We start from the raw sequence: 23,678 nt of genomic DNA on the forward strand, positions 1-23,678 counted from the left end.
CCTCCGGAGCTTGAAGAGAAGATGGCATGCCGGTTTCCCCAGTCCCGTAGGGACGATATGTCGGTAGCGCAGGGTAAAACCCTGGGATCCGCAGGGACGATATATCGGTAGAAATGGGGTACCCCCCCGAAATATGGGTTTTGCCGTTTGCCGCCGGGTTGACACCCGTCGTTACCGTTATGTCGCTCCTCCGGAGCTTTAAGAGGGAGGGGATGGCGGGTTGCTTGTGTCTACCGATATGGCACCCCTACGGGGTTAGAAGAGAAGATGGCATGCCGGTTTCCCCAGTCCCGTAGGGACGATATGTCGGTAGCGCAGGGTAAAACCCTGGGATCCGAAGGGACGGTATGCCGGCAGAATCGGGGCGTTGCCCCATTCAGTTTTCGAGAGCCATCAGGGCGGTACTGATGGCTCTCGATGTTGCCCATGAGTGGCAGGATGCGCTTTCTTTTCCGGCGAACTCCACTTTTTCCGGAATGGCGGGGGGAACAAGATTGCAGAGCGTTTCCTTTTCGAGCAGCGAGGTCATGGCCCTGTCGGCCAGTGTGCCGGCAGCCTGGACGGCGCTCCGGCGGCATTGCGGGTTGTTCTGCAGCTCATGTATGGCAAAATATTCTGCCTCTTTCCGGTTCCCTACCCGGCGGAAGTTGAAGTATTCGAGCTGCCCGTTTTCCGTAACGGTAAGCACGACATGGCTTTTTTCAAGGTCCAGCATGGCGGTTGGCCCATCGGTGCTTCGAGAGCGGTGGACGGATGGGAGCAGGGGCGAGCCGCAGAAGTCTATCGGGTGGCGCTCCGCAAATTTTGCAGAGAGGGTTGCAAAGGGTTCGGCGCGGTAGAACAGCACCAGATGTTTTTCGAGCTTGTCCCCGTTCCGGCAACCGGAGTATGCGGTATGGTCGTGCAGAAATTCCTCGGGACGGATAAGAAAGTGCGATGCTTCGATACGGCACTGTTCCGAGCAGGCATTCCTTGCCGCATTGGCGGGAAAGTATGCGTTGAGGGGAAAATAGGTGTCGGGACAGAAGCAGAGCGCCAGAGCTTCGTCCTTCCATGCGTCGGTGAGCGACAGCAGTTTTTTGATGCCGCGGTCCGTTTTCCTCCCCTGGAGATCGCAGGCGCCGACAGGGACGGTTCTGCAGGCAGTGATAACGTATCTGCCGGAACCGGAGGTTTTAATCCGTACAAATGCGCTTTCGGTGCTGCTGATCGCACAGGCCAACTGACTTTTACTCATTTACTCGAGCGTAAGGTGCTTTTTTAGGATTTCCAGTTTTTTCCTGCCGATGCCTTTCACGTCCAGCAGCTGTTCGTGACGGTCAACCCGGCCTCCTTTCGATGCCCTGAAGGCTACAAGCCGCCGGGCCATGACCGGTCCTACGCCCGGAATCTGCTGCAGCTGTTTTTCTGTTGCCCTGTTGAAGGCAAGGGTCCCGTTAAATACCTTTTTTCCCGAACGTCTTGCCGTTTTTTTTTTGCGCGGTTTTTCCTCTTCGAAATCCTCGGGGTAGAGCTGCTCGTCCGAAAGGTTAAGGGCTTCGGTTTTACCGCCTGTTTCCGGGGCGGCGGTGCCGGCGGCAAGCGCCGATGCGACTCCTATCAGACTGTCGGTTTCTCTTTCGGAAAACCGTTCATCTTCCTGCCGCTGCAACTGGGCATCGGCATCGCGTACCGAACGGAAATTCCTGACTGCGCCGCCCAGTACGAGGAATACCACCAGAAGGGATATAACCGATATTTCGGCTCTGGTCAGGCTCAGCCTGACCGCAAGCCTTTCGAGAGGGTTCATGCGCAGGAACGGGCTTGTTCTTTCAGATAAAGAGACGCTTTACCCTGCCCGATACCGAGCAGAGCACCTCGTAACTGATACTTCCGGTACTGCCTGCAATGTCGTCGGCCGAAGGGCCTTCCCATCCGAATAATATAGCGTTATCCCCGGTTTTTACATCATGGTCGGTTCCGAGATCTATCATGATCTGGTCCATGGTCACGGTGCCGACCTGAGGGAAGGACTTGCCGTTGATGACCACCGTCGCTCGGTTGGAGAGCGCTCTCGGGTAGCCGTCGGCATATCCGGCGGCGATGGTGGCGATGCTGCGGGGTCCGGGCGCCGTCCAGGTGCGGTTGTAACTGACCGTGGCGCCTTGCCCGACGGTTTTGATGAACACCACTTTCGCTTCGAACTGCATGACCGGCTTTACGGCTATGGGAGAGGGCATGCCGGGGTCGGGGAGATAGCCGTAGAGCAGAATGCCTGGACGCACCATGTCGAGCCATGCATCTTTACGGCAGAGGATAGCGCCGCTGCTTGCGGCGTGCTTGCATACGGTTCGGCCGCTTTCCGACTGGTATTGCATGACGAGATCCCGGAACCGGTCGAGCTGGAATGCGGTATAGCCGTCGGGTTTCGATCCTTCGGCGAAATGGGTGTAGATGCCTTTGAGGGTGAGGTGCCCGGAACGGTCGATTGCCCGGAGCAGTTCCATGGTTTCCGCAGGCTGGAGGCCGAGGCGTCCCATGCCGGTATCGACCTTGACCTGCAGGGTGAGCTTTCTGCCGCATGCGGAGGCTTTTTCTTCGGCGGCACGGAGCATGTCGAAACTGCAGACGGTCATTTCGATATCGTGCTGCAGATAGGCGTCTATCTGTCCGGGAAGGGGAGATGAAAAGGCAAGAATGGCCGCAGGCTTTTTCAGCGCCTCGCCGGTTCTCAGCGCAACGGCTTCCTGAATGTTGGCAACGCCGAAATCGCTGACCCCTGCATGTTCGAGCGTTCCGGCTACACGGTGGACGCCGTGGCCGTAGGCGTTTGCCTTTACGACACCCATGATGCGGACATGCCCGCCCGTCCAATGCCTGATAGCGCGGATATTCCCGTCGAGGTGCGACAGTGCGATGCGGGCTTCCGCCATGGGCTGGGGAGCAGAGTCGGTCATGATCTGTACGGTTTTTTTAGAGTTCCTGAAAAACGCCGCCCCAGTAGCGGCAGCAGGGTGTTTTCCGGTTATAAAAACGTCCAGTAATTAAACATTTTTTGCCCCGGATTATCAAACCTGAAGTTTGGCGGGCGGGTTGAGCCTCCGGCGGCGGCGCCGCGAACTTCGCGACAGTGGCCGGCAGTGCCGTTCGAGGTGTCGATTGCCGCTCTTTTCGGCATATCGGGGATTCGTCAATTTATGTATATCTTATACGGAAAACGACGCTGCGCGATGCGCGGCATGCAACCTATCATCATCATCATCATGTCGAACCACGATATTTTCGGGATTGCAGCCGAAACTCCTCTTGTGCCTGTCAGGCAGATGGCGCGCCATATCAAACCGCAAGTCACCGCAAAGCTCGAGTATATGAATCCGGCCTGCTCGCACTACTACCGGGCGGCTTCGGCGATCATTCGCGATGCCGAGGACCGGAGGCTGATCCATCCCGGCATGACCCTCGTGGACTGGACTTACGGCAACAGCGGCATAGCGCTTGCGATGGCCGGAGTGAGCAGGGGGTATAAACTGCTTCTGGCGGCTCCCGACAAGATATCCCGTGAAAAGCAGGATGTGCTTCGGGCGCTCGGGGCTGAAATGGTGATCACGCCTTCTGATGCCCTGCCCGGTGAACCGCGAAGCTGCATGAAGGTGGCCGAAAGTCTGGTCAGGAACATTCCCAACGCTTTTTTTGCCGATATGTACGAGAATCCGGTAAGCAGGGATGTGCATGCCGGCTTTACCGGACGGGAGATAGCGCGCCAGACGGAGGGCCGGGTAACGCATGTGTTCGTGCCCATGATTTCCGGGGCGATGATTTCCGGCATCGGTCATTTTCTCAAAGCTGAAAAAGCTTCGGTGAAGATTATCGGGGTCGAACCTGTTGGTTCGGTTTACCAGAGTCTTTTCAGGAGCGGGACAGCCTGCAGGCCGGCGGCCTGGGAACTTGAGGAGATAGGCGCAATGCAGGCTTCAGGGTTCTGGGACCCTTCGGTTATCGACGATATCGTGCAGGTCAGCGACAATGATGCCTTCAACTGCGGGCGCGAGCTCCTGCGTGCGGAAGCGGTTTTTGCCGGGGGAGCCTCCGGCGCGGTTATGGCAGCGGCGCTCGGCGCGGCAGCGGCATATGGTGAAGACGATTGTGTGGTGGCCGTGCTGAACGATTTCGGAGGCTACTATCTCAGCAAGATGTTCAATGATGTCTGGATGAAGCAGAAGGGCTTCTACCGTAAGGCCAAAACCGCTCTCGAACAGATTACCGCCGAGGATATCCTGCAGCTCAAGGCGCGCATGGACCTCATTTTTGCAAGCCCTGAAACCACGCTCGCCGAGGTTTTCGAAATGATGAAGCAGAACGACGTTTCGCAGCTGCCCATTGTTTCCTATGGCACGCCGATCGGCAGTATCAGCGAAAACAAGATTCTTTCGATTCTTATCGAAAACGATGAGGCCATGAACTCCAAAGTGGTTGGTTTCATGGAACAGCCTTTTCCGGTCTGCCGGCCCGATGCAACCATTTCGGAGCTTTCGGGCAAGCTGCAGCAGAGCGCTTCAGGCGTACTGATCAGCCTTTCGGACGGCAGGCTGCAGCTGCTTACGAAATCCGATCTTATCGATGCCCTGACGCATAAATAGAGGCTGTCCGGTTCTGCGGGGAGCCGGATAACGGGGTTCGGTGAAGAAAGAAATAGGTTTTGTGCCGTCCGCGCCATATCATTCCCTTTGCGGAGCCGGGAAGAGGGCTGATGTGAGGTTGCTTCGTGCCGGGAAAATACAGACACCGGGACGTTTTCAGGGCGTTTTGCTGCATCAGGAAAATTATCCGGTTGTTTTTTTTTGGAGTTTTCCTTATTTAAGCAGTCCTGAAGTTTCCGGATTCTCTTTGCTGTATCCGCCGGTCCTCGGGTAAGCGACAGGTCCGCTTCGCAAGACGGATGTGCTTTTCACTGCCGCAGGGTCGGATGCAAGGTTATCGGGTGCACATTATCAATCAGCAAAGTCATATGAAGGTAGAGTCGAGAAAAAGACAGTTCATTTTGGAGGGTAAAATAAAGTCCGGCTTCTGTGAAGGGTGTGGACAGATTACCAAAAAAGTCTTTGTCGGCGAATGGATTCCCAGTGACAAACCCAAGGTTGATGATCTGCTTGCCGCCAAGCCTCCGAAAAAATCGAAAGAGGCCAAAGGCCAGCATGACGATATGCTGCCGTCGGCAGAAAACCAGTACTGGATCCGTTGTTCGGTATGCAATCAGGTACACCTGCTCAAGGAGTGGCAGATCCAGATCGACAGGGAGTTGAGCCCTGAAGAGCTGAATCCGTGCGATTGCCAGGTGTATTCTCCGCACGGCATCTATGCCAAGGGCGACGCGCTTTACCATCAGGCTCTCGATGAAGTCGGGGTGGTTCGTGAAAAACAGGCCACCGGAAGCGGAGCTTATGTTATTATTGTAGAGTTTTGCAAAAGCGGCAGAAAACAGCTGCTTGAAAACGTTCAGGTCAATTCCGGCAAGGAAAAGAGTTCCGAAAGCCTGACCGATCTTATCAAACTGAAATTAAGACGTTGATCTTTATTATTACAAAGGGGGTGAATACTTTTGGTTAGTGTGCAGATTAATGATAACGAGTCCATCGACAAGATGCTGAAGCGCTTCAAGAAGAAATACGAGCGGGCCGGCGTGTTGAAGGAGTTCCGTAAAAGAGCATACTTTGTCAAACCGTCAGTGGATAGCCGTCTGAAACGTTCGAGATGCAAGCGCAGAGCGCAGAGAGCGAATGAAGAATGCAATTCCTGACCGTCAGGTTTGAATCATGATGTTAAAAAGCAACTCCTTTCGGAAGGGAGTTGCTTTTTTTTTATGGCACCTTCCGGAAAAGAAAAAAATATAGAACTATATGGGTGTTTTTAAAGGTGAAGTAACGGCGCTGCCTCCCGACAAGTCGATCTCCCACCGTGCCGCGCTGATCGGCTCCCTTTCGGAGGGGGTCACGGAAATAACCAACTTTTCAGCAGGGTTCGACAACCAGTCGACGCTCGGCGTGCTGCGGGATGCCGGTATCGGGATTATCCAGGAGGAGGTCGAGGGCGCTTACGGATTCCCTGTCAGAAAGGTAATCGTCACTTCGCGCGGGCTCTGGAGTTTTACCGCTCCGGACAAGCCGCTCATGTGCAACAACTCCGGCAGCACCATGCGGATGTTTGCCGGCATTCTTGCCGCACAGCCTTTCGAGAGCGAGCTTGTGGGCGACAGTTCCCTCATGAAGCGTCCCATGAAGCGGATTGCCGATCCCCTGCGCCGGATGGGCGCCGACATAGAACTCTCCCAGGCGGGAACGGCTCCCGTACGGATCAGGGGCGTGAAGGATATCTCTCCGATCGACTATGTGCTTCCGGTTCCCTCGGCCCAGGTGAAATCGCTTGTCGCGTTTGCCGCCCTGCATGCCGACGGTGAGTCGAGAATTCTGGAACCGGTCCGCTCCCGCGACCATACCGAGCTTATGCTCGGTCTTGAAACCATAGACAGTCCGGATGGTCAGCGCACGATCGTCATTCCCGGCAGAAAAACCATCCCGGCCCGGCCGTTCCATGTTCCCTCCGATCCTTCGGCGGCATGTTTTCTCGTTGCGCTCGCCCTTCTCGGCTCGGGTTCGGAAATCATCATCAGGGATGTATGTCTCAATCCGACGCGCGTGGGGTTCATTCCGGTGCTGAAAGGGGCCGGTGCGCATATCACCATCGAGAACAGCCGCATCATTGGCGGTGAATGCATCGGCGATATTCTGGTTCGCAGCACTCCCGGCCTGAATCCGCTTGTCATCAGCGACAGGACGGTTGTCGCCGGGGTCATCGATGAGCTGCCGATGCTGTCGGTACTGTCGGCTTTCGCTTCCGGGGAGTTCGAACTGCATCATGCCGAGGAGCTTCGAACCAAGGAGAGCGACCGCATCAATGCCATTGTGGTGAATCTCGAGCGTCTCGGTTTCGACTGCGAGCAGTATCCCGACGGCTTCAGGGTGATAGGCCGCCGGAGAAGGCCTTCCGGAAGGGTAACCGCGGAGTGTTTCGACGATCACCGGATAGCCATGAGCTTCGCTGTGGCCGCGCGCGCTACCGGCGAAGCCATTGAGCTTTCCCAGTCCGATGTTGTCGGGGTTTCCTTTCCCAATTTTTTTGCAATTATCGACAGCCTCACCGTCTGAAGGGCTTGAGGCATATCGGCGGGCTCAGTGTGTTCCGAGCCTGCCGATGTGTTCGAGCAGGGCGTGGTTGAACGCTTCCGGCTTTTCCATGTTCGCCAGATGGCCGGCATCCGCGATCATTTCGAGCCGGGATCCGGCAATTCCTTCTGCAATGGAGCGGGCGGTTTCGGGAGTGGTGAGCCGGTCTTCGCTGCCGTTCAGCACCAGAACCGGGCAGGTGATGCCGGAGAGCAGGGCTGTCGAATCCGCACGCTTCATGATGGCTTTCATGGCCGAGGTGATGGCGGCGGGGGACTGGCAGGTTATCATGGCTGCCGCCCGTTCGACGAGCGAGGGGTCGGCCGTGTATGTTGCCGGAGAGAAATAGTTCGGCATCATTCTCTTTACCGCTTCGCCGGGTCCTTTGGTTTCCACGGCTTCGATGAACTCCTGCCGCTGTCGCGCCGCTTCGGGGGCATCGGCTTCCGCACGGGTATCGCACAGCACCAGCGATGCGGTGCGTTCGGGGTAGAGCCGGTAAAAGGCGAATGCCTGATATCCGCCCATCGAGAGTCCTGCAACCGTTACTTTTCCGCAGCCGGCTTCATCCAGCATGGCCGAAATGTCGCGGGCATATTCCTCGAATGTCCAGTCCGTTTTTTCCGGCGATCCTTCGATACCGTATGCGTTCGGTGCTATGGCGGCAATACCGGCCTCTTCAAGCGCCATGAGCTGGGCGTCCCACATCGCAGCAGAAAGAGGGAAGGCGTGCAGGAGCACGACGGTGTGAAGGCCGCGGCGTGATTGCGGGTTTTTGGTGGTTCTGCAGGTCAGCATGGGTTCAGGCATTTTCCGGTTTTACATGTCCCTTGATTTCCCGGATAATGTTGTTCGCCTCGTTGAGGATTTTTTTCGCTTCATCGCGGGCGGTATCGATGATTTCCTGAGAGCGCTTTTTTGCCTCGTTGCTGTAGGTGCTGTCGTGTTCGGTGCTCTCATAATAATCGGAGGCCTTGTCGATTGCGTGCTTGACCTTTCCGGAAATGATCTGCTGGGTTTCGGTACCCTTGTGCGGGGCGAAGAGCAGTCCCATGATGGTGCCTGCCGCCGCTCCGAGCGCAGCTCCGAAGAAAAGCCCCTTGTAGAATTTGTCCTGCTGCTGTTCCATGATTATGTCCGGATTAGAGGGCGCCTCTGCAACGTTATTGACCGTTCTCCCACCGTATGGAGGTTCCCTTGATTAGAGTAGTGATCGTCTGTCTTACTTATAGATACATAAATTTCAGGATTTCATGACCGGAGAATCTCCATCACCTGATGCATCGAGTCCGAAATTTTTTCGGCGAGATTTTCACGGCAGAGCAGCCTGAATTTTTTAGTGTAACGCTCGAACGAGAGAATAAAATCCGAACGGAAGACCGATTCTCCGAAATCGTCGAAACGGCAGTACTCCGAGGAGAGCTGCAGCCCGTAGTGAAGATGCTCCGACCGGGTAGGATAAACCCGAAGTTCCCGGAGGTCGTTGTAGTCGAAAATGTCCTTGCCGGAAGGCGGATCGATCAGTACTTCCAGGCCGCTGAGGTTCAGATGGTACCTGCCGGAGAGAAAACGGCAGATCTCCATCTCTTTTTTCCGGCAGAGCGAGCTGTCCGCTGCGTAGGCGAACAGGCGGCTGTCCGCTCCGGTTTCCGTGTATGGCTGGATGGTCAGGGCGCGTTTGTAGACCCTCCGATGCAGGATGTCTTCGAGCAGCAGGTTTTGCGCTGCGGCAAGCCCGGGAAGCATGGCTTTGAGTTCGAACAGTACCCGGTCGTCCGCGTTGTCGTAAAAGAGATCCTGCAGCTCGCGTTCCCCTATCAGCTTTTCGTCGATCACCGCCTGCAGCAAACGGCGGAGCATGGCCGAAAGCGATCTGCCTGTATGGTGCCAGTAGACGTTGCGCATCATCATGTATTTGGCGAACAGCAGGCTTTCAAGCGGTGCAATGCCTTTTTCGGTTATGGCAAACCGCTCCCGTTCGGGATCGGGCACGAACGATTCGATCAGCCGTTCGATGTCGATGCTTCCGTACGGAATGTTGCAGTGGTGCGCATCGCGCATGAGGTAATCCATTTTGTCGGGATCGAGCGTGCCGCTGATCAGCTTTCCGAAACCGCTTTTCGAATTGCCTCTGATCAGGGCGATCACCCCGTCCGGCTCGACCTGCCACTCTTCGTGCAGAATTTCGGCGATGGAGGGAAATCCCGGCTGTTCCTGATGGATGAAGCGTCCGCAGAGATCTTCATGATGAGAGAACGCCGGTCCCGAACTGCCGGAGGGGATCTGTTCCTCGATTACATGGGCATGGGGGTAGTGGCCGATATCGTGCAGGAGGCACGCTGCAAGCAGCAGCCGGCAGCTTCCGTCGTCGAAACGGAAGCTGTTTTTCTGCAGGCTGAGGGCAAGCGGGTTGCTTACCATCCGCTGCAGAATCAGCTTCATCAGGTGGTATACGCCGATCGAGTGTTCGAACCGGGTATGCGTTGCGCCCGGATAGACCTGCTGTGAGAAGGAAAGCTGCCGGATACCCTTAAGCCGCATGAACGAAGGGTGGGCAAGAATCCGCTTCAGCGGGTCGCTGAGAGGGATATGGCCCCATACCGGAAGCCTGATGAACCCGCCTTCGGCGTGGAAAAGAAATTGTTCGGCGATCATGAAAATCTTTTTTGGAACTCCCTGGTCAGTCTCCGGTCGCACCCTTACGCTGCTTTCAGGGTTTCAAGATACGCAACAAAGCCTGCAGGACAAACAGAAGGGTTGAGGGCGAAGTGGAATTGAGAAAAACAGGGCAAAAAAAAAGCTGCCGTTTTGCAACGGCAGCTTTCGCGTATCCTGTAAACGGTAAGGTTCAGTACCTTGGGCGGGACATCGGGCGCTCTTCACGAGGTTTTGCCTCGTTGACCTTGATGGTTCTGCCGTTTAAATCGCTGTCGTTCAGGGAAGAAATCGCCTGCAATGCTTCTGCATTGTTCGGCATTTCAACAAAACCGAATCCCTTGGAACGGCCGGTGAACTTGTCGGTGATGACGCTGGAGCTTGATACTTCTCCGAATTCGCCGAAAGTGTCACGAAGATCGGCTTCGGTAACGCCGTAATCAAGATTGCCAATGTAAATGTTCATACTTGTAGCATAGTAATTCGTGCTTTGATCAAAAAGAGAAAGGCTGTCAAATAACCAAAAGCACAAATCACTTGAAAGCTTTCAGGCCAACTGTTGGCCTAACGAATCATTATACCGTTTATTTTTTCATAAAACAAACGGAAAATAATCCGGGTCCGTTATCATGCCGCCCGCCGGGCGTCTTTGAGATGAAGGCGGCAGACCTTGCGGAAATGGTGGCCGTATATGGCGAGCGTTACGGCAAGCGAGAGCGACTGCTGGCGGTTGAAGAACGTCCATATCAGTATTTTCCAGTACTGGAACCGCTCTTTTCCGATTATGCCGAGCATGACCGTCGAGCGGGCAAATGCCATCAGCTGGCTCATCCTGAACCTGCCCTTGATCTGACCGACCGGCGCCCTGTATTCCTGCAGGAGCGTCCGTATTCGCCTGTAGTAGTGTTTCGGGGCGTAGAGGTGGTTCATCATCTCCCGGTACCCTTTTTTCAGCAGGTCGGCGTCCATTCTCGGGATGATGTTGGTGTTGCTGTCGGCGTTGTCGCCGCTGGAGTTTTCGAGCAGCCGCCCTTCGCTTTGCATGCGTTCGTAGAGCTTCGTGCCGGGCAGCGCCTGCAGGATGCCGACCATGGCGGTTACGATCCCGCTTTTCTGGATGAACTCGATCTGTTTCTGGAAAATCGACGGAGTATCGCTGTCGAAACCGACAATGAATCCGCCCTGCACCTCTATGCCTGCGTTCTGGATCCTCCGGATGTTTTCCAGCATGTCTCTCGACATATTATGCTGTTTGCCGCAGGCCTGCAGGGCCCTGTCGTCGGGGGTTTCGATGCCGATGAAGACCTGGTTGAATCCTGCGCGGACCATAAGAGCCATCAGATCGTCATCGTCGGCCAGATTGATGGAGCATTCGGTATAGAATTTCGTCGAAACGCCGTTCGACTCTCTCCATGCGATCAGTTCCGGAAGCAGCTCTTTTTTCAGATACGATTTATGGGCGATGAAGTTGTCGTCCACAAAAAAGACGCTGTCCAGCCAGTTCATGCTTCTGAGTCTTTCAAGTTCGGTTATGATCTGCGCGCTTGTTTTGGTGCGTATTTTATGGCCGAACAGGGTCGTGACATTGCAGAAGTCGCACCGGTAGGGGCAGCCGCGCGAAAACTGGATGGCCATCGAGGCGTATTTCCGCATATCGAGCAGTTCCCACTTCGGCGCCGGTGTTCGGGTGATATCGGGGAACTCTCCGGTTGTGTAGAGCTTTTTCGCGCAGCCGTTTTTCAGATCCTCGAGAAAAAGCGGAAGGGTAAGCTCGGCTTCATTCAGCACAAAGTGATCGACTTCGCCGAACTGGTCGTGTCCGGTGGTGAAGAGCGGACCGCCGGCGACCACGGTTATGCCGGCAGCCCGGCATCTGGCGATCACATCCCGGGCGGATTCCTGCTGAACGCCCATGGCGCTGATAAAGACCATATCGGCCCAGTCGAGATCGTTCTGTTTCAGCGGGCGAACGTTCAGGTCTACCAGCCTCTGTTCCCAGCTTTCTGGGAGCATGGAGGCTACGGTTACAAGGCCGAGCGGAGGGAGCGAAGCTTTTTTTCTTACGAATTTGAGCGCATGTTTGAAGCTCCAGAAGGTGTCCGGAAATTCAGGGTAGACAAGAAGAAGTTTCATGGTGTCGAATAGTCCATCGGGTTAGGAACAGAAGACCCGACCGCAGCCTCCACGGAGGCAACGGTCTGTAACTTTAAAAACAAGAGTAATGGTCTTTTAATTCCTGAGAGGATACGATTGGGGGTTGTCCGGATCCGGCCCGCTCAGTAGCGTTCGAGGCTGAACTTTTCGCCGAGATAGTGCTTGCGGGCTTCGGGGCTGTCGGCGATTTCCTGCGAGGTGCCCTGCATGAAGATGCTCCCGTCGAAGAGCAGGTAGGCGTGGTTGGTGATGGAGAGGGTTTCGTGGACGTTATGGTCGGTGATGAGCACGCCGATGTTGCGTTTTACGAGATCCCGCACAATCTGCTGGATATCTTCGACGGCAATAGGGTCAACTCCGGCAAACGGTTCGTCGAGCAGAATGAATTTCGGGTCGAGCGCCAGTGCCCTGGCGATTTCGGTGCGGCGGCGTTCTCCCCCCGAGAGTGCGTATCCCATGCTTTTGCGGATATGGGCGATGCCGAGGTCGTCGAGCATTTTTTCGGTTTTCTCATGCTGTTCGGCTTTTGAAAGGGAGGTGAATTCAAGCACGCTCCGGATGTTCTCTTCGACAGTCATCTTGCGGAATACGGAGGCTTCCTGCGGCAGATAGCCGATGCCGAGCCGGGCGCGTTTGTACATGGGCAGACCGGTGATTTCGGTTCCGTCGAGCAGTACCTTGCCTCCGTCAGGGCGCACAAGACCGACAATCATGTAAAAGGTGGTGGTTTTGCCTGCGCCGTTTGGCCCCAGAAGCCCTACGATTTCCCCCTGCTTCACTTCCAGCGTCGAGCATTTCACAACCTCGCGCTTGTTGTAGATTTTTTTCAGCCCGCTGCAGCTCAGTGTGGATTTCATTCCTTGTTGTCTATGTCTTCGGTGACGGGGGACGGTTGATTTCCCTTGTTTGCGATACGTAAGGAAATGTAAAATTTATCGGGTCAATAGCATGGGGAAAAGTGACGCACCGGAATGCTATCCGGCAATATGGCGTCTTGTAAGGAGAAGCATCACTCCTCCTGCAAGGTGAGCCGGTATGCGGATCTCCTCTGGCAGGTCAATTTCGAAAAGCGGGTTGAAGCAGACGGCAAAGAGCGCGTACATGAGGGGAATGTACAGCGGCGGCTTCGTGAAATTGGTGTAGGCGCCCCATGCAAAGGTTCCGAATGCGATAACCCGCACCAGGGCGTAGTAGCTTTCGGGAACTGGCAGTATGGCAAAGAGCAGGATGACTGCCGTGATGATGACGATCTGTACTGGCATAAAATCGCATTGATTTGAAGGATAGACGGAAACTGCCCTGCGGATCCGCTGGCGCTTCAATTCCGGTTTCTCCTGTTATGTTACATTCGAAATTATGAAGTTCCCGGCTCTTGAACTATCATAAAAAGAGGAAAAGCAGCATTCAGGTTTACAATCAGGTACGTTTATGGGAAAAATAATGCCTTACAGGGGAGTATGGCCGGTGGTTCATGAGTCGGTGTTCATGACTGACGGTGCATTTGTGATCGGCGATGTGCATATCGGTGCGCAGTCGAGCATCTGGTTCAACGCGGTGGTGCGTGGCGACGTCTGTCCGATACGCATCGGAGAAAAGTGCAGCGTTCAGGATAACGTGACCCTGCATGTCACGCACGATACCGGGCCGCTTGTCATCGGCAACTCCGTGACCATAGGTCATGGAGCCGTGCTGCATGCCTGCACGGTGAAGGATTTTGTGCTGATCGGCATGGGCGCGGTGCTCCTTGACGATTGCGTGGTGGAGCCCTACTCGGTTGTCGCCGCGGGTTCGCTGGTGAAACAGGGGTTTACGGTGCCTTCCGGCATGCTGGTTGCCGGAGTGCCGGCAAAGGTGATTCGTCCCATTACCGATGCCGAGCGGAGGAATATAGAAGAGTCGCCGGAGAACTACGTGCGCTATGCACAGAACTATCGCGACGGCGAAGATCGGCAATAACCGGTTCCTGAGCCTTTGCGGTTTCCGCATTATTTCAGGTTCAGCAACCGATTTTTTCAGCAGAGTTCTTTTCGGTTTCAGTTTTAGCTAAATTGTCCCGGAAGGTGATGCTGAAGCAGTTTCTGTAACGGAGCCTGTCAGGCACAATCGGTTTTTTTATATCCTATGAATTTTTTTCTGCCATGAAGGAACATGATGTTGTTGTCGTCGGCGGTGGTATCAGCGGTTTGAGTCTTGCCTATTACTGTATCAAAGGAGGGATGAAGACCGCTCTGCTTGAAAAGAACAGCGAGGTCGGCGGTTCGTTCGCTTCTTCGAAATATGCATCTTCAGGAAAAAACTTCTGGCTTGAACTCGGAGCGCATACCTGTTACAGCTCCTACCAGAATCTTCTCGATATCATTGAAGGGTGCGGGGTCACGGACACCATCATTCCGAGGGCGAAGGTGCCGTTTTCGCTCATGATCGATGGCCAGATCAAGTCCATCGTTTCGCAGCTCTCCATTCCCGAGCTGCTCATGTCGGTTCCGAACCTCTTCAAGCTGAAGAAGACCGGCCAGAGCGTGAAGTCCTATTACTCGAAGATCGTGGGCGAGCAGAACTACCGTGACGTCCTCAGCCACTTTTTCAATGCCGTGCCCTCGCAGCCGACCGATGATTTTCCTGCCGAAATGATGTTCAAGAGCCGCGAGAAACGAAAGGGTGTGCTTAAAAACTATACCTTCAAAGATGGCCTGCAAAGCGTGGCCTTCGCTATTGCAGCACAGCGTGGCCTCAATATTTTTACCGGTACCGAGGTGCTTGGCGTGAGGCTTGAAAACGGGAAGTATTTCATAAGAACTGCCGGCGGCGATGAGTTCATCGCTTCGACGCTTGCGCTTGCCATGCCTTCGGCGGTTTCGTCGAACCTGCTCAGGGACGTCAACCCTGATATCGCCAATCATCTCGGCCAGCTGAAGGCCGCTACGGTCGATTCAGTCGGGGTGATTGCAGGGAAGGAGCATATAAACCTCAAGCCTGTTGCTGCCGTCATATCTCCGGGCGATGTGTTTTTTTCCGCTGTTTCACGCGATACCGTGCCTGACGACAGTTACCGCGGGTTTGCCTTCCATTTCAGGCCGGGACTTGATGAAAAAACCAAAAGGGAGTGCATCACCAGCACTCTGGGCGTCAGCATGTCGAACATAGTGCACAGCGTTAACAGAATCAATACGGTGCCGTCGCTTCGCATGACTCATTTTCAGTGGCTTGAAAAAATCAATACCATGCTTGAGGACAAAAAGAACCTGCTTCTCTGCGGCAACTATTTCGGCGGTATGGCTATTGAGGATTGTGTGATTCGTTCGAAAAGCGAATATGAACGACTGAAAGGATAGTCATGTCCTCGTAAGAATCCGAACCGATGAACACATCCGAATTATTCCGCGATTTCATGCAGGGCACCTATCTGGTGCCCTTGCTGATTGTTCCGCTCTCCCTGCTTTTCTTTTTTCTTGCGAACTTGGTTTTCAAAAAGGCCATTATCCGGATCCGGGCATCGATAAAGGAGCGTGCTGTTCCTTTTGAACTGCTGGCCTGGCCTTTCAGGCTCTTTACCGTCCTTATCGGCCTCGGTGCGTTGCTGCACTACATGCCGCTTTCGACTGACCTGAAGGAGCTGCTCCGTCACGCCCTGCTTATCGCGTCCATCATCGAATTTGCGTGGCTGCTGATGCGTCTTATCATGGTCGTCGAGCAGTTCATGCTGCAGCACTATCCTACCTCCTCGTCTCAGAGCGAGGAGTCCCGGAAAATCGCCACCCATGTAAGTCTTGCCCGGAAAATCCTCAATGTGCTCATTGTGCTGTTTGCCGTTTCAGGCGTACTGATGAGCTTCGATACCGTCCGCCAGGTTGGTCTGAGCATTCTCGCTTCCGCCGGTATTGCCGGTGTGATTCTCGGTTTTGCCGCGCAGAAGAGCCTCGGCACCCTGATTGCCGGGATCCAGATTGCCATCACCCAGCCGATCAGGATAGACGATATTGTCGTTGTCGAAGGTGAACAGGGAAGAATCGAGGAGATAACGCTTACCTATGTCGTGGTGAAACTGTGGGATGAGCGGCGGATGATCGCGCCGATCACCTGGTTTATCGACCGGCCGTTCGAGAACTGGTCGCGTAATTCCACTGCGCTGCTCGGCACGGTTTACCTGTACACCGACTACAACGTTCCTCCGGATGAGATCCGCAGGGAACTCGAACGGATTGTGGCTTCGACGCCGCTGTGGGACGGCAGGGTGGTGAAAATGCACGTGACCAATACGACGGACAAGTCGGTGGAGATCCGGGCGCTGGTGAGCGGCAGGAATTCTGCCGATGTCTGGGAGCTGCGGAGTTTTGTGCGTGAGCAGCTTGTCTCGTTCATCGGAAAAGACTATCCCGGCGGTCTGCCGAAAATGCGCATGGAAATGGATCAGAGCGGTGCGGGCGCATCTGCTGCGGGGATCGACGAAATTGCCTGAGGGTTTTTCCCGGTGTGTTTTTTGTTCTTTTTTCCATAGCTTTGAAGCTGTCGTGAGCATTGCTGTTACAAAAGCTACCGGTGATGGTTCGGCACCGTATGAAAAATTTCGATCATTGTTTTAAAAGGAGAGTACATATGGCTCAAGCCAAACAGGGAGATACCGTAAAAGTCCACTACACCGGCACGCTCGACGACGGCGCCATGTTCGATACGTCGGCCAACCGCGATCCGCTGCAGTTCACCATCGGGGGCGGGCAGGTTATTCCCGGATTCGATATTGCCGTGCTCGGCATGGAGCCCGGTCAGGTACGCACTACGGTAATAGAGCCGGATGACGCATACGGCCCGCACAGCGCGGAACTGGTAACGCCGGTCGCTCGCGAACGCTTTCCCGCCGATATGGAACTCGAAATCGGCCAGCAGCTTCAGGTCGGTCTTGCCGACGGGCAGCAGGCTATCGTGATGATCGTCGATCTGTCGGAGACGGAGGTCACGCTCGACGCCAACCATCCGCTTGCCGGCCAGCAGTTGACCTTCGAGATAGAGCTGGTCGAGATTGCATAGGTAAAACCGCCGGGAGCGGCTCGGCTGCTTTGCAGGGGTTCACCCTGCGCTGGCAGCATGTCGCTCCTCTGGCGCTGATAAAGAACCGCTCCCGGCGGTTTTCCTGTTTACCCGTTACTAATCGGAAAGTCAACTGCTTTCGCCTTTCCACTCATGAAAACTCCAGCAACATTTTTTGTTTTGATGCTTCTCCTGCTCGCCGTCGCGGCCTGCGGTGCGGAGGGCCGGCGCTACGGGGCTGCGACGTCCGACATGCCGGCAGCCGGATCGGCAGTGGAGAGCAGGGTGGCAGCCGAGTCGCCTGCTGCGCCTTCTCCCGAGGTCGCAGCAGGGGAAAGGAGCTCCGGATCGACGCAGCCGACCGCAATCCCGCAGGTTGCCCAGCAGATAATCCGCGAAGGACAGGCCGTGTTCGAGACCTCCGATCTCAAAAAGACGAAAACATGGATAGAGAGCCTTGCCAGGCGTCACAATGCATATGTTTCCAATGACGAGCAGTACAAGGGATCGGACCGCATCGAGCAGCGCATGACGCTGAGGATTCCCGCCGACAGGTTCGATGCTTTTCTCGCCGATTTTGAAAAAGGCGTTGTCCGCTTCGACAGCAAGTCGGTAACCGCTACCGACGTGACCGAGGAGTTCATCGACGTCTCGCAGCGTCTCAAGGTCAAGAAAGCCACGGAGGAGCGCTATATCGCCCTTCTGGCGAAAGCCGCTTCGGTGCGCGACGTGCTCGAAACCGAAAAGTACATCGCAGAGGTACGCGCCGAAATCGAGTCGCTCGAAGGACGTCTGAAATACCTCCGGAACCGTATCGGCCTCAGCACGCTTACGATCACCTTCTACCAGCTCAAACCCGAAATGCAGGGCTTTGCGTCCCGCTTCGGCCTGGCCTTCAGCGAGGGGTGGAACAACTTCCTCACGTTCCTGCTCGGAGCCATCTCCCTCTGGCCGTTCCTTTTTGCCGGCGCGGCGATTGTTGCAGGTATCCGTTTTGTCTGGAAGCTGAGGAAGTGAAGAGCGATACTATGCATAACCTGCAGCACTGACGGAATAGGGGCTTGTGGTGGCGAAGAGGTGTACGGGACGGTCATGGAGATTGCACGGGGCGGCTGTAACGGCGAGTATTTCGAGAACCTCCGGCCTGCACGCCACTCACCGGTCGCCGGAGATCCTGGGGCCAGAAAGAAACTTGCCGAACTGACCGGCATGATGCTGAAGCGCTTCGAGTTCTGACAAAACCCACTAATGCACCGAGCATGAGATGCAGGGATCATAAGAGCGTACCAGCATTTCGGCGAGCTTTTCGATTTCCCGATCGGTTTTTCCCTCTTCGAGCGACTGCAGGGCAAGTGCATGCAGGTCGAAATGGATGTTGGCGTTGTTCTGCGTTGTGGGGATGATGCAGTCAGCCTTCGTGACCCTGCCTTCCTCATCGGTTTCCAGATGGTGGTAGAGAATGCCGCGCGGAGCTTCGACGGCTCCGGTTGCGCTGCCCGCTTTCGGGGTGAAGTGCGTGCGTATCTCCTGCAGATTCGTGCCGAGGAGCTGTTCTATGAGCGCTTCCGCATCGTAGAGGATGTGCACGCACTCTGCGAGGCGCGCGATATTGTTCATGAAGGGGTTGTGCGAAACCTTACGGAGCCCGAGCTTTTCGGCAGCTTTTTTCGCTTCGGGGTGCAGGAATGCGCTGTTGTTGTTGAAGCGGGCGAGCGCGCCTGCTGCCGACGATTCCCGGCTGCAGCGGGTGAATTTGGATGTGGAGAACTCCGTGAGGTACTCGTTGGTCATCAGGAGGTAATCGTTTTCACTTCGCCTGACTCCGTCTGTGGAAACCAGTTCTCCGCCGATGAAGGGATAGGTCGATCCGTTATGGAGCGAAATGAATTCGGTTTCCCGCTCGAACTGCGGAATATCGAGCGAAGCGAAGAAATCGCAGGCAACTTCGAGCGCAGACTTCCGTTCACCGATTATGTCGAGGAGCTGCTGCAGGTGCTTCCTGTCGGGCGCCTTGCTGAGCCCGCCCAGCACGAGGCTGACCGGGTGGGTGCACCGTCCGGCGGTGACGGTGCTGATTTCGTTGCCGAGTTCCTTGAGATGCAGTCCTGCCCTTACCAGTTCCGGGTGCGATTCCAGCAGCGGCAGTATGCCCGGTGTGCCGGCAAAGTCGGGCAGGGCAAGAAAGAAAAGGTGCAGGGCATGACTCTGCAGGGTTTCGCCGTGCATGGCCAGCAGTCTCACGGCTTCGGCGGCGGGAGGAGGCGTTACCTGCATGGCCCGTTCGAGCGCCCTGATGCTTGCAAGGGCGTGGCTGATCGAACAGATGCCGCAGATTCGCGAGGTGAGGAACGGCACCCGTTCGGCGCTCATGCCTTTTACCATCACTTCGAAGAATCTCGGGGTTTCCACAACCGCCCACCGGGCTTCCACGAGTTTTCCTCCGCTGATCCTGATCAGGATATTGCCGTGGCCTTCAACCCTTGTCAGATGGCGGATATCGATCGAGCAGTCACGTTTCATGGACGGTATAGGCTTCAAATGCGTTATAGAAACCGAGTTTCTCCTGAAGGTCCCGCCGACTGAGCCCGCGCTCTTTCACCAGTTCCATGAATGCCGGAAAGTTGCTGTCCTCCGCCGGTCCCCTGCAGCCAAGGCAGGGGGTTTTTCCTGAGGTGCAGACCGCACTGCACCCGGCACGGGTAACCGGACCAAGGCAGATTTCCCCGAGATCGAAAAGGCAGGTGTTCAGGCGCTCCTTGCACTCCACGCAGACCGGGTATTTCGGCATTGCCGGAAGCGATCCGGTTACCAGGTTCACCACAATTCTTTCGATCTCCTCCTTGGCGACCGGGCACCCGGGGATGGAGAGATCGACCTTGACGATATCGCTGATTTTGCGCACAGGCAGGGTTTCAACCGGCAGACCGTCGTATACCTCCGCAATGCTTTCTTTGATGGGGAAACGGTTTTTCAGGCTGTTGACCCCCCCGAAACAGGCGCACGTTCCGAATGCGACAAGCGTTTTCGCCTGGCGGCGAATAGCCAGAAGCCGTTCGATTTCGTCGCTGCGGCTGATGCTCCCCTCCACGAAGGCGATGTCGTAGTCGTCATGTTTTTCCGAGGAAATTTCCCTGAACGTTCTGACATCGAGCAGGCTGAAAAATGCCTCGAGCGACGCTTCGCGGTTAGCAAGCTGCAGCTGGCACCCTTCGCAGCAGGTGAATTCGAACGAGGCGAATTTCAGTTTTTCGAATGTGTATACCGGGTTCTTCATAGGGCAGCAGCTTCAAATGGCCTCTTTGAGGTTCATGACCGACCAGTAGTCGAAAACCGGTCCGTCGATGCAGGTGAAGGTTGAACCCACCATGCAGCGGCAGCACTTGCCCATACCGCAGTGCATTCGCCGTTCAAGCGAAACGAACATCCGGTTCATGGGTATGCCGAGCCGGTCGAGGTGACTGCAGACAAATTTGAACATGACGGGCGGGCCGCATACGATGGCATAGGTGTTCTGCGCTTCGATGGAAACATTGTCGAACAGCCGGGTGATCATACCGGTTTCTCCTTTCCATTCCGGACCGGCCTGCTCGACGATCGTGTGCAGCTGGATATGGCTGATCGCTTTCCACTCCTCGAACTGGTAGGAGAAAAGGAGCTGGGAGGGTTCTCTGGCTCCGTAGAGCAGGTGAACCTCCCTGAAGCGGTCGCGGTGTTCGTTGATCCAGAAGAGCGGCGCCCGGAGCGGCGCGATGCCGAGTCCTCCGGCAATGAGCAGCACATGGTGGCCTGCCATCTCGTCCATGGGAAATGACGACCCGAACGGGCCTCTGATGGCTACATGCATGCCGGGTTCCGTTCTGAAGAGCGCCGAAGTGACGTGTCCGGCATTACGGATGCAAAGCTCGATGAACTCGTGGTTGCTGTTGGAACTCGATATGGAGATCGGTACGTCGCCGTAACCCGGCAGTTCGAGCATGAGGAACTGGCCCGGTTTGAACCGGAAAATGCTGCGTTCGCGAGGGTCGGCAATGCGGAGCTGAAACAGCATTTCCTGATCGGTCAGGCTGATGATGTTGGTTATGCGGCACTTGTAGCCGGTATCGGTTTTCATGATCTCTGATTTCCGGTTGAAATCCGGAACCGACGAGGCGAAGGCCTCACGGTTCAGGTCCTGCCGGGGGATTGCGAAACGCATATCATGCATGAATCCTTCTCCATTCTGAGGTCGTTGATCACATCCCTGGGGTTGATGCCTGCAAGGCATGCCCTGCCGCACCGGTTGCAGCCCACGCAGATCTGCTGGTTGCCGTTTTCGGCAAAACCGCGGTGCTGGTGGTAGTAGCGGTATTTCAGACGGTCGCCGTTCTTGGGGCGGAAGTTGTGTCCTCCTGCCACCACGGCAAAATCGACCAGATTGCAGGAGTAGAGCTTCCGGTTGCGTGAAGCTCCTTTCAGGTCGATGTCGAAGCGCTCCTCGACCGAGTAACAGTAGCAGGAGGGGCAGACCATGGCGCAGGTGCCGCAGTTCAGGCACTTCGTTCCCCATTTTTCCCATACAGGGGAGTCGAACTCGATGTCGAGAATGCTCGGCAGGCTGGTGACGTCAACCTCGGTCTGAAAGCTGCGGCTGATAAGCTTGCGCCGCTCGGTAAGAAGGCAGTTGTCTTCGTAGGATGGTTCTTCGGTCTGGAAATCCTTGAGGTAGTTGAACGCTTTCGAAGAGTTGATCGAGAGGTAGTATTTCTCCCCGATGTCCGAACAGAAGAGATTGAAGCCGGTCGAAACCGTATGGTGGGCAAGAGATTTGCAGAAACAGCCGGGGAGCGGCAGATGGTCCATGCCGATCACGAAGGTGTTCTTGCGCTTTGCCAGATAGTAGGGCGATGGGTAGTTGCCTTTGAGCAGCACGTCGTCGAGAATGTTCAATGCGCTGATGTCGCAGGCCCTCAGGCCTATGAGTACGACTGGCTGGGCCTCGTAGGAGATTTTCTGCTCCCAGTCGCGCTCGTGAAAGCAGAAGCGGGAGAGTTCTTCGGAAAACGGAAGAAAAAAATGCTTGGCCGACGATGCTGTTGTGGTGTAATCGAACTCGATGTCATCCGCCGAGCCCACCGGCATGAACTGGTAGACCGGATCCCCATTGGCCGCCGTGTCCACCCGGCGAGGGCCGAACGAACTGTTTGCCTTTACCAGAGCGTCGATGAAACTTCTGAACTCCGGTTTGGAAATGACTCTGTAGATCATGATTGCCGGCTCCTCAGTTTACCGTTTGCCTGAACGGGGCGAATGAGATTTGGCTTATTGGCTTACGGGAGGCCATACGGCAAGTTAAGGAAAAGCAGTCCCGCAAAGCAAGCTGTGCTGAGGGATTTTGCGAATCCTTAAAGTAACGGGACCGGGACTAAAAGGAGATAATGGATGAAAGGGGCGAAAAAAACCGGTGTGTAGGGTGGCACCCTATCCCTGGGTTGCCCCCCGAGCTACCGGCATGCCGCTCCTGCGGAGCTACTGGCCCACCGCTCACCGCTATTCAATAACATACACCTTGTCGCCCTTGCGGACGCGGTCGCATTTGATGGTGACGAGGTCGCCTTTTCCGGCCTGTTCGGCAGGGGCTTCGCTGCAGTAGAACCGGGCATCATCGAATCGCACGAGGCCGCTTTCAGGTCCCTGGATCGAGAGGGTTTCGCCCGACTGCAGACCGCGCGCATGGATCAGGATTTCAGCTACACCGGCTTTCGGCCAGTATTTCTCAACGATGCCGATATAGGTTTTCTTTTCGGTACCGAGTGATCCGTACCGTTTCGCCCAGGCTTCGAAAGGCTGTCCGAAATAGAATCCGCCGGAGAATCCCCGGTTGTAGACCCGGGCAAGCTCTTCCTTCAGGGTTTCTGCGGTTTTTCTGTATCGCAGACGCCCTTCAGGGGCGTTTTCTTCGCTCATGCATGCGTCGATTGCCCTGCGGTAGGATGCCGTGGCGAGCTGCACGTACTCCGGGCTGCGGTTGCGTCCTTCGATCTTGAATCCGGTAATGCCGGCCTCGACAAGTTCGTCGATGAATTCTATGGCACAGAGATCTTTCGGGCTCATTACGTAATCCTCACCGAGATCGAATTCGAACTTCTCGTCCGTATCGGTAACGCGGTATTTCCGCCGGCACGGCTGCAGGCATTCACCCCGGTTGGCCGAGCGGCCGAAGAGATCCTGCGACATGAAGCATCGTCCCGATACGGCAACGCACATGGCGCCGTGCACGAAACACTCGATCTTTACCGGCAGATCATCCCTTTTTATTGCATCGGTAATGGATTTTATCTGTTCGATCGTAAGCTCGCGCGCGAGGACGATCATCGCGGCCCCGAGAGCCGCGTAGTGCTTTACGGCGGCGTAGTTGCTGACTGACGCCTGGGTGGAGAGGTGGAAGGGCATTGCCACTGTGCGGCACGCCTCGATCACCGCCATGTCCCAGCAGATCACCGCGTCGATACCGGCGGCTTTAGCGGCAATTACGGTTTCGTGCATGCCCGCTATCTCGTTATCGTAGATCAGCGTATTGAGCGCAAGGTACGACTTCGCTCCATGTTCGCTGCAGGCTTTGGCAACTTCGGGCAACTCCTCCGGAGTGAAGCTGCGGCTCGACGCGCGCATGTT

General features: G+C 55.6%; 25 protein-coding genes. 10 read left to right on the forward strand and 15 right to left on the reverse strand.

Going from position 1 to position 23,678, the window contains the following annotated elements; translation table 11 throughout:
* Window positions 1-376: 376 nt before the first annotated feature.
* From WBP50_RS10190 to alr, 3 genes are read right to left on the reverse strand one after another with little or no spacing between them, the layout of a single operon-like run.
* A complete protein-coding gene (locus tag WBP50_RS10190) occupies window positions 377-1,237 on the reverse strand; it encodes a hypothetical protein (protein WP_423934125.1) in 861 nt (286 codons plus the stop codon).
* Window positions 1,238-1,789 carry a ComEA family DNA-binding protein gene (locus WBP50_RS10195; protein WP_423934127.1) on the reverse strand — a complete coding sequence of 184 codons (552 nt, stop codon included), beginning with the start codon at window positions 1,787-1,789 and terminating at the stop codon, window positions 1,238-1,240.
* 22 nt (window positions 1,790-1,811) lie between these two features.
* Entirely contained in the window at window positions 1,812-2,936 is a 1,125-nt protein-coding gene (alr, locus tag WBP50_RS10200) for an alanine racemase (protein WP_423934129.1), read from the reverse strand.
* 306 nt (window positions 2,937-3,242) lie between these two features.
* On the opposite strand from alr, the gene WBP50_RS10205 reads away from it, so the two are divergent.
* The 4 genes from WBP50_RS10205 (at window position 3,243) to aroA (ending at window position 7,178) form a co-directional block, all read left to right on the forward strand.
* Entirely contained in the window at window positions 3,243-4,616 is a 1,374-nt protein-coding gene (locus WBP50_RS10205) for a pyridoxal-phosphate dependent enzyme (RefSeq protein ID WP_423934171.1), read from the forward strand.
* Between the two features lie 368 nt (window positions 4,617-4,984).
* Entirely contained in the window at window positions 4,985-5,545 is a 561-nt protein-coding gene (locus WBP50_RS10210; protein WP_423934132.1) for a hypothetical protein, read from the forward strand.
* Between the two features lie 30 nt (window positions 5,546-5,575).
* Window positions 5,576-5,773 carry a 30S ribosomal protein S21 gene (rpsU, locus tag WBP50_RS10215; RefSeq protein ID WP_292004360.1) on the forward strand — a complete coding sequence of 66 codons (198 nt, stop codon included), beginning with the start codon at window positions 5,576-5,578 and terminating at the stop codon, window positions 5,771-5,773.
* Between the two features lie 100 nt (window positions 5,774-5,873).
* Window positions 5,874-7,178 (forward strand): 3-phosphoshikimate 1-carboxyvinyltransferase, encoded by a 1,305-nt coding sequence (aroA, locus tag WBP50_RS10220; protein ID WP_423934135.1) that lies wholly within the window; start codon window positions 5,874-5,876, stop codon window positions 7,176-7,178.
* A 24-nt stretch (window positions 7,179-7,202) separates the two neighbouring features.
* On the opposite strand, the gene WBP50_RS10225 is transcribed toward aroA, so the two are convergent.
* The 7 genes from WBP50_RS10225 to WBP50_RS10255 all read right to left on the reverse strand — a co-directional run bounded on the left by WBP50_RS10225 (window position 7,203) and on the right by WBP50_RS10255 (window position 13,267).
* Window positions 7,203-8,006, reverse strand: coding sequence for an alpha/beta fold hydrolase (locus tag WBP50_RS10225; protein WP_423934138.1), 804 nt, complete (start codon window positions 8,004-8,006; stop codon window positions 7,203-7,205).
* Window positions 7,999-8,325 (reverse strand): YtxH domain-containing protein, encoded by a 327-nt coding sequence (locus WBP50_RS10230; RefSeq protein WP_423934139.1) that lies wholly within the window; start codon window positions 8,323-8,325, stop codon window positions 7,999-8,001. Before WBP50_RS10230 ends, WBP50_RS10225 begins: the two co-directional genes overlap by 8 nt.
* A gap of 122 nt (window positions 8,326-8,447) precedes the next feature.
* Window positions 8,448-9,851: an HD domain-containing protein gene (locus WBP50_RS10235; RefSeq protein ID WP_423934141.1), complete on the reverse strand. Its 1,404-nt coding sequence runs from the start codon at window positions 9,849-9,851 to the stop codon at window positions 8,448-8,450.
* A 193-nt stretch (window positions 9,852-10,044) separates the two neighbouring features.
* A complete protein-coding gene (locus tag WBP50_RS10240; protein WP_292004355.1) occupies window positions 10,045-10,317 on the reverse strand; it encodes an RNA recognition motif domain-containing protein in 273 nt (90 codons plus the stop codon).
* 161 nt (window positions 10,318-10,478) lie between these two features.
* Complete coding sequence (locus WBP50_RS10245) at window positions 10,479-11,984, reverse strand: B12-binding domain-containing radical SAM protein (RefSeq protein WP_423934144.1); 1,506 nt, start codon at window positions 11,982-11,984, stop codon at window positions 10,479-10,481.
* 143 nt (window positions 11,985-12,127) lie between these two features.
* On the reverse strand, window positions 12,128-12,862 hold the full coding sequence (lptB, locus tag WBP50_RS10250) for an LPS export ABC transporter ATP-binding protein (protein ID WP_423934147.1): 735 nt from the start codon (window positions 12,860-12,862) through the stop codon (window positions 12,128-12,130).
* A gap of 117 nt (window positions 12,863-12,979) precedes the next feature.
* A complete protein-coding gene (locus WBP50_RS10255; protein ID WP_423934150.1) occupies window positions 12,980-13,267 on the reverse strand; it encodes a DUF6804 family protein in 288 nt (95 codons plus the stop codon).
* A gap of 166 nt (window positions 13,268-13,433) precedes the next feature.
* Between WBP50_RS10255 and WBP50_RS10260 the strand changes: the two genes are divergently transcribed.
* The 6 genes from WBP50_RS10260 (at window position 13,434) to WBP50_RS10285 (ending at window position 18,263) form a co-directional block, all read left to right on the forward strand.
* On the forward strand, window positions 13,434-13,961 hold the full coding sequence (locus WBP50_RS10260; RefSeq protein WP_423934152.1) for a gamma carbonic anhydrase family protein: 528 nt from the start codon (window positions 13,434-13,436) through the stop codon (window positions 13,959-13,961).
* Window positions 13,962-14,143: 182 nt separating this feature from the next.
* On the forward strand, window positions 14,144-15,337 hold the full coding sequence (locus WBP50_RS10265) for a protoporphyrinogen/coproporphyrinogen oxidase (protein WP_423934155.1): 1,194 nt from the start codon (window positions 14,144-14,146) through the stop codon (window positions 15,335-15,337).
* Between the two features lie 26 nt (window positions 15,338-15,363).
* Window positions 15,364-16,461, forward strand: a complete 1,098-nt coding sequence (locus WBP50_RS10270; RefSeq protein ID WP_423934157.1) for a mechanosensitive ion channel family protein — start codon at window positions 15,364-15,366, stop codon at window positions 16,459-16,461.
* 137 nt (window positions 16,462-16,598) lie between these two features.
* Window positions 16,599-17,027 (forward strand): FKBP-type peptidyl-prolyl cis-trans isomerase, encoded by a 429-nt coding sequence (locus tag WBP50_RS10275; RefSeq protein WP_423934159.1) that lies wholly within the window; start codon window positions 16,599-16,601, stop codon window positions 17,025-17,027.
* A gap of 183 nt (window positions 17,028-17,210) precedes the next feature.
* Window positions 17,211-18,044, forward strand: a complete 834-nt coding sequence (locus WBP50_RS10280; RefSeq protein WP_423934173.1) for a DUF4349 domain-containing protein — start codon at window positions 17,211-17,213, stop codon at window positions 18,042-18,044.
* A gap of 75 nt (window positions 18,045-18,119) precedes the next feature.
* Window positions 18,120-18,263: a hypothetical protein gene (locus tag WBP50_RS10285; RefSeq protein WP_423934162.1), complete on the forward strand. Its 144-nt coding sequence runs from the start codon at window positions 18,120-18,122 to the stop codon at window positions 18,261-18,263.
* Between the two features lie 9 nt (window positions 18,264-18,272).
* Here the strand turns inward: WBP50_RS10285 and WBP50_RS10290 are convergent, their stop codons facing one another.
* The 5 genes from WBP50_RS10290 to WBP50_RS10310 form a co-directional block, all read right to left on the reverse strand.
* On the reverse strand, window positions 18,273-19,547 hold the full coding sequence (locus WBP50_RS10290; protein WP_423934164.1) for a Ni/Fe hydrogenase subunit alpha: 1,275 nt from the start codon (window positions 19,545-19,547) through the stop codon (window positions 18,273-18,275).
* Window positions 19,537-20,301, reverse strand: coding sequence for an NADH:ubiquinone oxidoreductase (locus WBP50_RS10295; RefSeq protein ID WP_423934166.1), 765 nt, complete (start codon window positions 20,299-20,301; stop codon window positions 19,537-19,539). The genes WBP50_RS10290 and WBP50_RS10295 overlap by 11 nt, the downstream gene beginning before the upstream one ends.
* 12 nt (window positions 20,302-20,313) lie before the next feature.
* Window positions 20,314-21,138 (reverse strand): FAD/NAD(P)-binding protein, encoded by an 825-nt coding sequence (locus WBP50_RS10300; RefSeq protein WP_423934176.1) that lies wholly within the window; start codon window positions 21,136-21,138, stop codon window positions 20,314-20,316.
* A gap of 53 nt (window positions 21,139-21,191) precedes the next feature.
* Window positions 21,192-22,271, reverse strand: coding sequence for a 4Fe-4S dicluster domain-containing protein (locus WBP50_RS10305; protein ID WP_423934169.1), 1,080 nt, complete (start codon window positions 22,269-22,271; stop codon window positions 21,192-21,194).
* A 282-nt stretch (window positions 22,272-22,553) separates the two neighbouring features.
* A partial coding sequence (locus tag WBP50_RS10310; RefSeq protein WP_423934170.1) for a peptidase U32 family protein occupies window positions 22,554-23,678 on the reverse strand: 1,125 nt, incomplete at its 5' end.

Source organism: Chlorobium sp. (assembly GCF_049593655.1).
Taxonomy (GTDB): Bacteria; Bacteroidota; Chlorobiia; order Chlorobiales; family Chlorobiaceae; genus Chlorobium.

What these genes read in the sequence shown, in the direction of transcription:
- WBP50_RS10190 (WP_423934125.1), bottom strand. Translation starts at nt 1,237, where the DNA reads ATGAGTAAAAGTCAGTTGGCCTGTGCGATCAGCAGCACCGAAAGCGCA.
- WBP50_RS10195 (WP_423934127.1), bottom strand. Translation starts at nt 1,789, where the DNA reads ATGAACCCTCTCGAAAGGCTTGCGGTCAGGCTGAGCCTGACCAGAGCC.
- alr (WP_423934129.1), bottom strand. Translation starts at nt 2,936, where the DNA reads ATGACCGACTCTGCTCCCCAGCCCATGGCGGAAGCCCGCATCGCACTG.
- WBP50_RS10205 (WP_423934171.1), top strand. Translation starts at nt 3,243, where the DNA reads ATGTCGAACCACGATATTTTCGGGATTGCAGCCGAAACTCCTCTTGTG.
- WBP50_RS10210 (WP_423934132.1), top strand. Translation starts at nt 4,985, where the DNA reads ATGAAGGTAGAGTCGAGAAAAAGACAGTTCATTTTGGAGGGTAAAATA.
- aroA (WP_423934135.1), top strand. Translation starts at nt 5,874, where the DNA reads ATGGGTGTTTTTAAAGGTGAAGTAACGGCGCTGCCTCCCGACAAGTCG.
- WBP50_RS10225 (WP_423934138.1), bottom strand. Translation starts at nt 8,006, where the DNA reads ATGCCTGAACCCATGCTGACCTGCAGAACCACCAAAAACCCGCAATCA.
- WBP50_RS10230 (WP_423934139.1), bottom strand. Translation starts at nt 8,325, where the DNA reads ATGGAACAGCAGCAGGACAAATTCTACAAGGGGCTTTTCTTCGGAGCT.
- WBP50_RS10235 (WP_423934141.1), bottom strand. Translation starts at nt 9,851, where the DNA reads ATGATCGCCGAACAATTTCTTTTCCACGCCGAAGGCGGGTTCATCAGG.
- WBP50_RS10240 (WP_292004355.1), bottom strand. Translation starts at nt 10,317, where the DNA reads ATGAACATTTACATTGGCAATCTTGATTACGGCGTTACCGAAGCCGAT.
- WBP50_RS10245 (WP_423934144.1), bottom strand. Translation starts at nt 11,984, where the DNA reads ATGAAACTTCTTCTTGTCTACCCTGAATTTCCGGACACCTTCTGGAGC.
- lptB (WP_423934147.1), bottom strand. Translation starts at nt 12,862, where the DNA reads ATGAAATCCACACTGAGCTGCAGCGGGCTGAAAAAAATCTACAACAAG.
- WBP50_RS10255 (WP_423934150.1), bottom strand. Translation starts at nt 13,267, where the DNA reads ATGCCAGTACAGATCGTCATCATCACGGCAGTCATCCTGCTCTTTGCC.
- WBP50_RS10260 (WP_423934152.1), top strand. Translation starts at nt 13,434, where the DNA reads ATGGGAAAAATAATGCCTTACAGGGGAGTATGGCCGGTGGTTCATGAG.
- WBP50_RS10265 (WP_423934155.1), top strand. Translation starts at nt 14,144, where the DNA reads ATGAAGGAACATGATGTTGTTGTCGTCGGCGGTGGTATCAGCGGTTTG.
- WBP50_RS10270 (WP_423934157.1), top strand. Translation starts at nt 15,364, where the DNA reads ATGAACACATCCGAATTATTCCGCGATTTCATGCAGGGCACCTATCTG.
- WBP50_RS10275 (WP_423934159.1), top strand. Translation starts at nt 16,599, where the DNA reads ATGGCTCAAGCCAAACAGGGAGATACCGTAAAAGTCCACTACACCGGC.
- WBP50_RS10280 (WP_423934173.1), top strand. Translation starts at nt 17,211, where the DNA reads ATGCTTCTCCTGCTCGCCGTCGCGGCCTGCGGTGCGGAGGGCCGGCGC.
- WBP50_RS10285 (WP_423934162.1), top strand. Translation starts at nt 18,120, where the DNA reads ATGGAGATTGCACGGGGCGGCTGTAACGGCGAGTATTTCGAGAACCTC.
- WBP50_RS10290 (WP_423934164.1), bottom strand. Translation starts at nt 19,547, where the DNA reads ATGAAACGTGACTGCTCGATCGATATCCGCCATCTGACAAGGGTTGAA.
- WBP50_RS10295 (WP_423934166.1), bottom strand. Translation starts at nt 20,301, where the DNA reads ATGAAGAACCCGGTATACACATTCGAAAAACTGAAATTCGCCTCGTTC.
- WBP50_RS10300 (WP_423934176.1), bottom strand. Translation starts at nt 21,138, where the DNA reads ATGAAAACCGATACCGGCTACAAGTGCCGCATAACCAACATCATCAGC.
- WBP50_RS10305 (WP_423934169.1), bottom strand. Translation starts at nt 22,271, where the DNA reads ATGATCTACAGAGTCATTTCCAAACCGGAGTTCAGAAGTTTCATCGAC.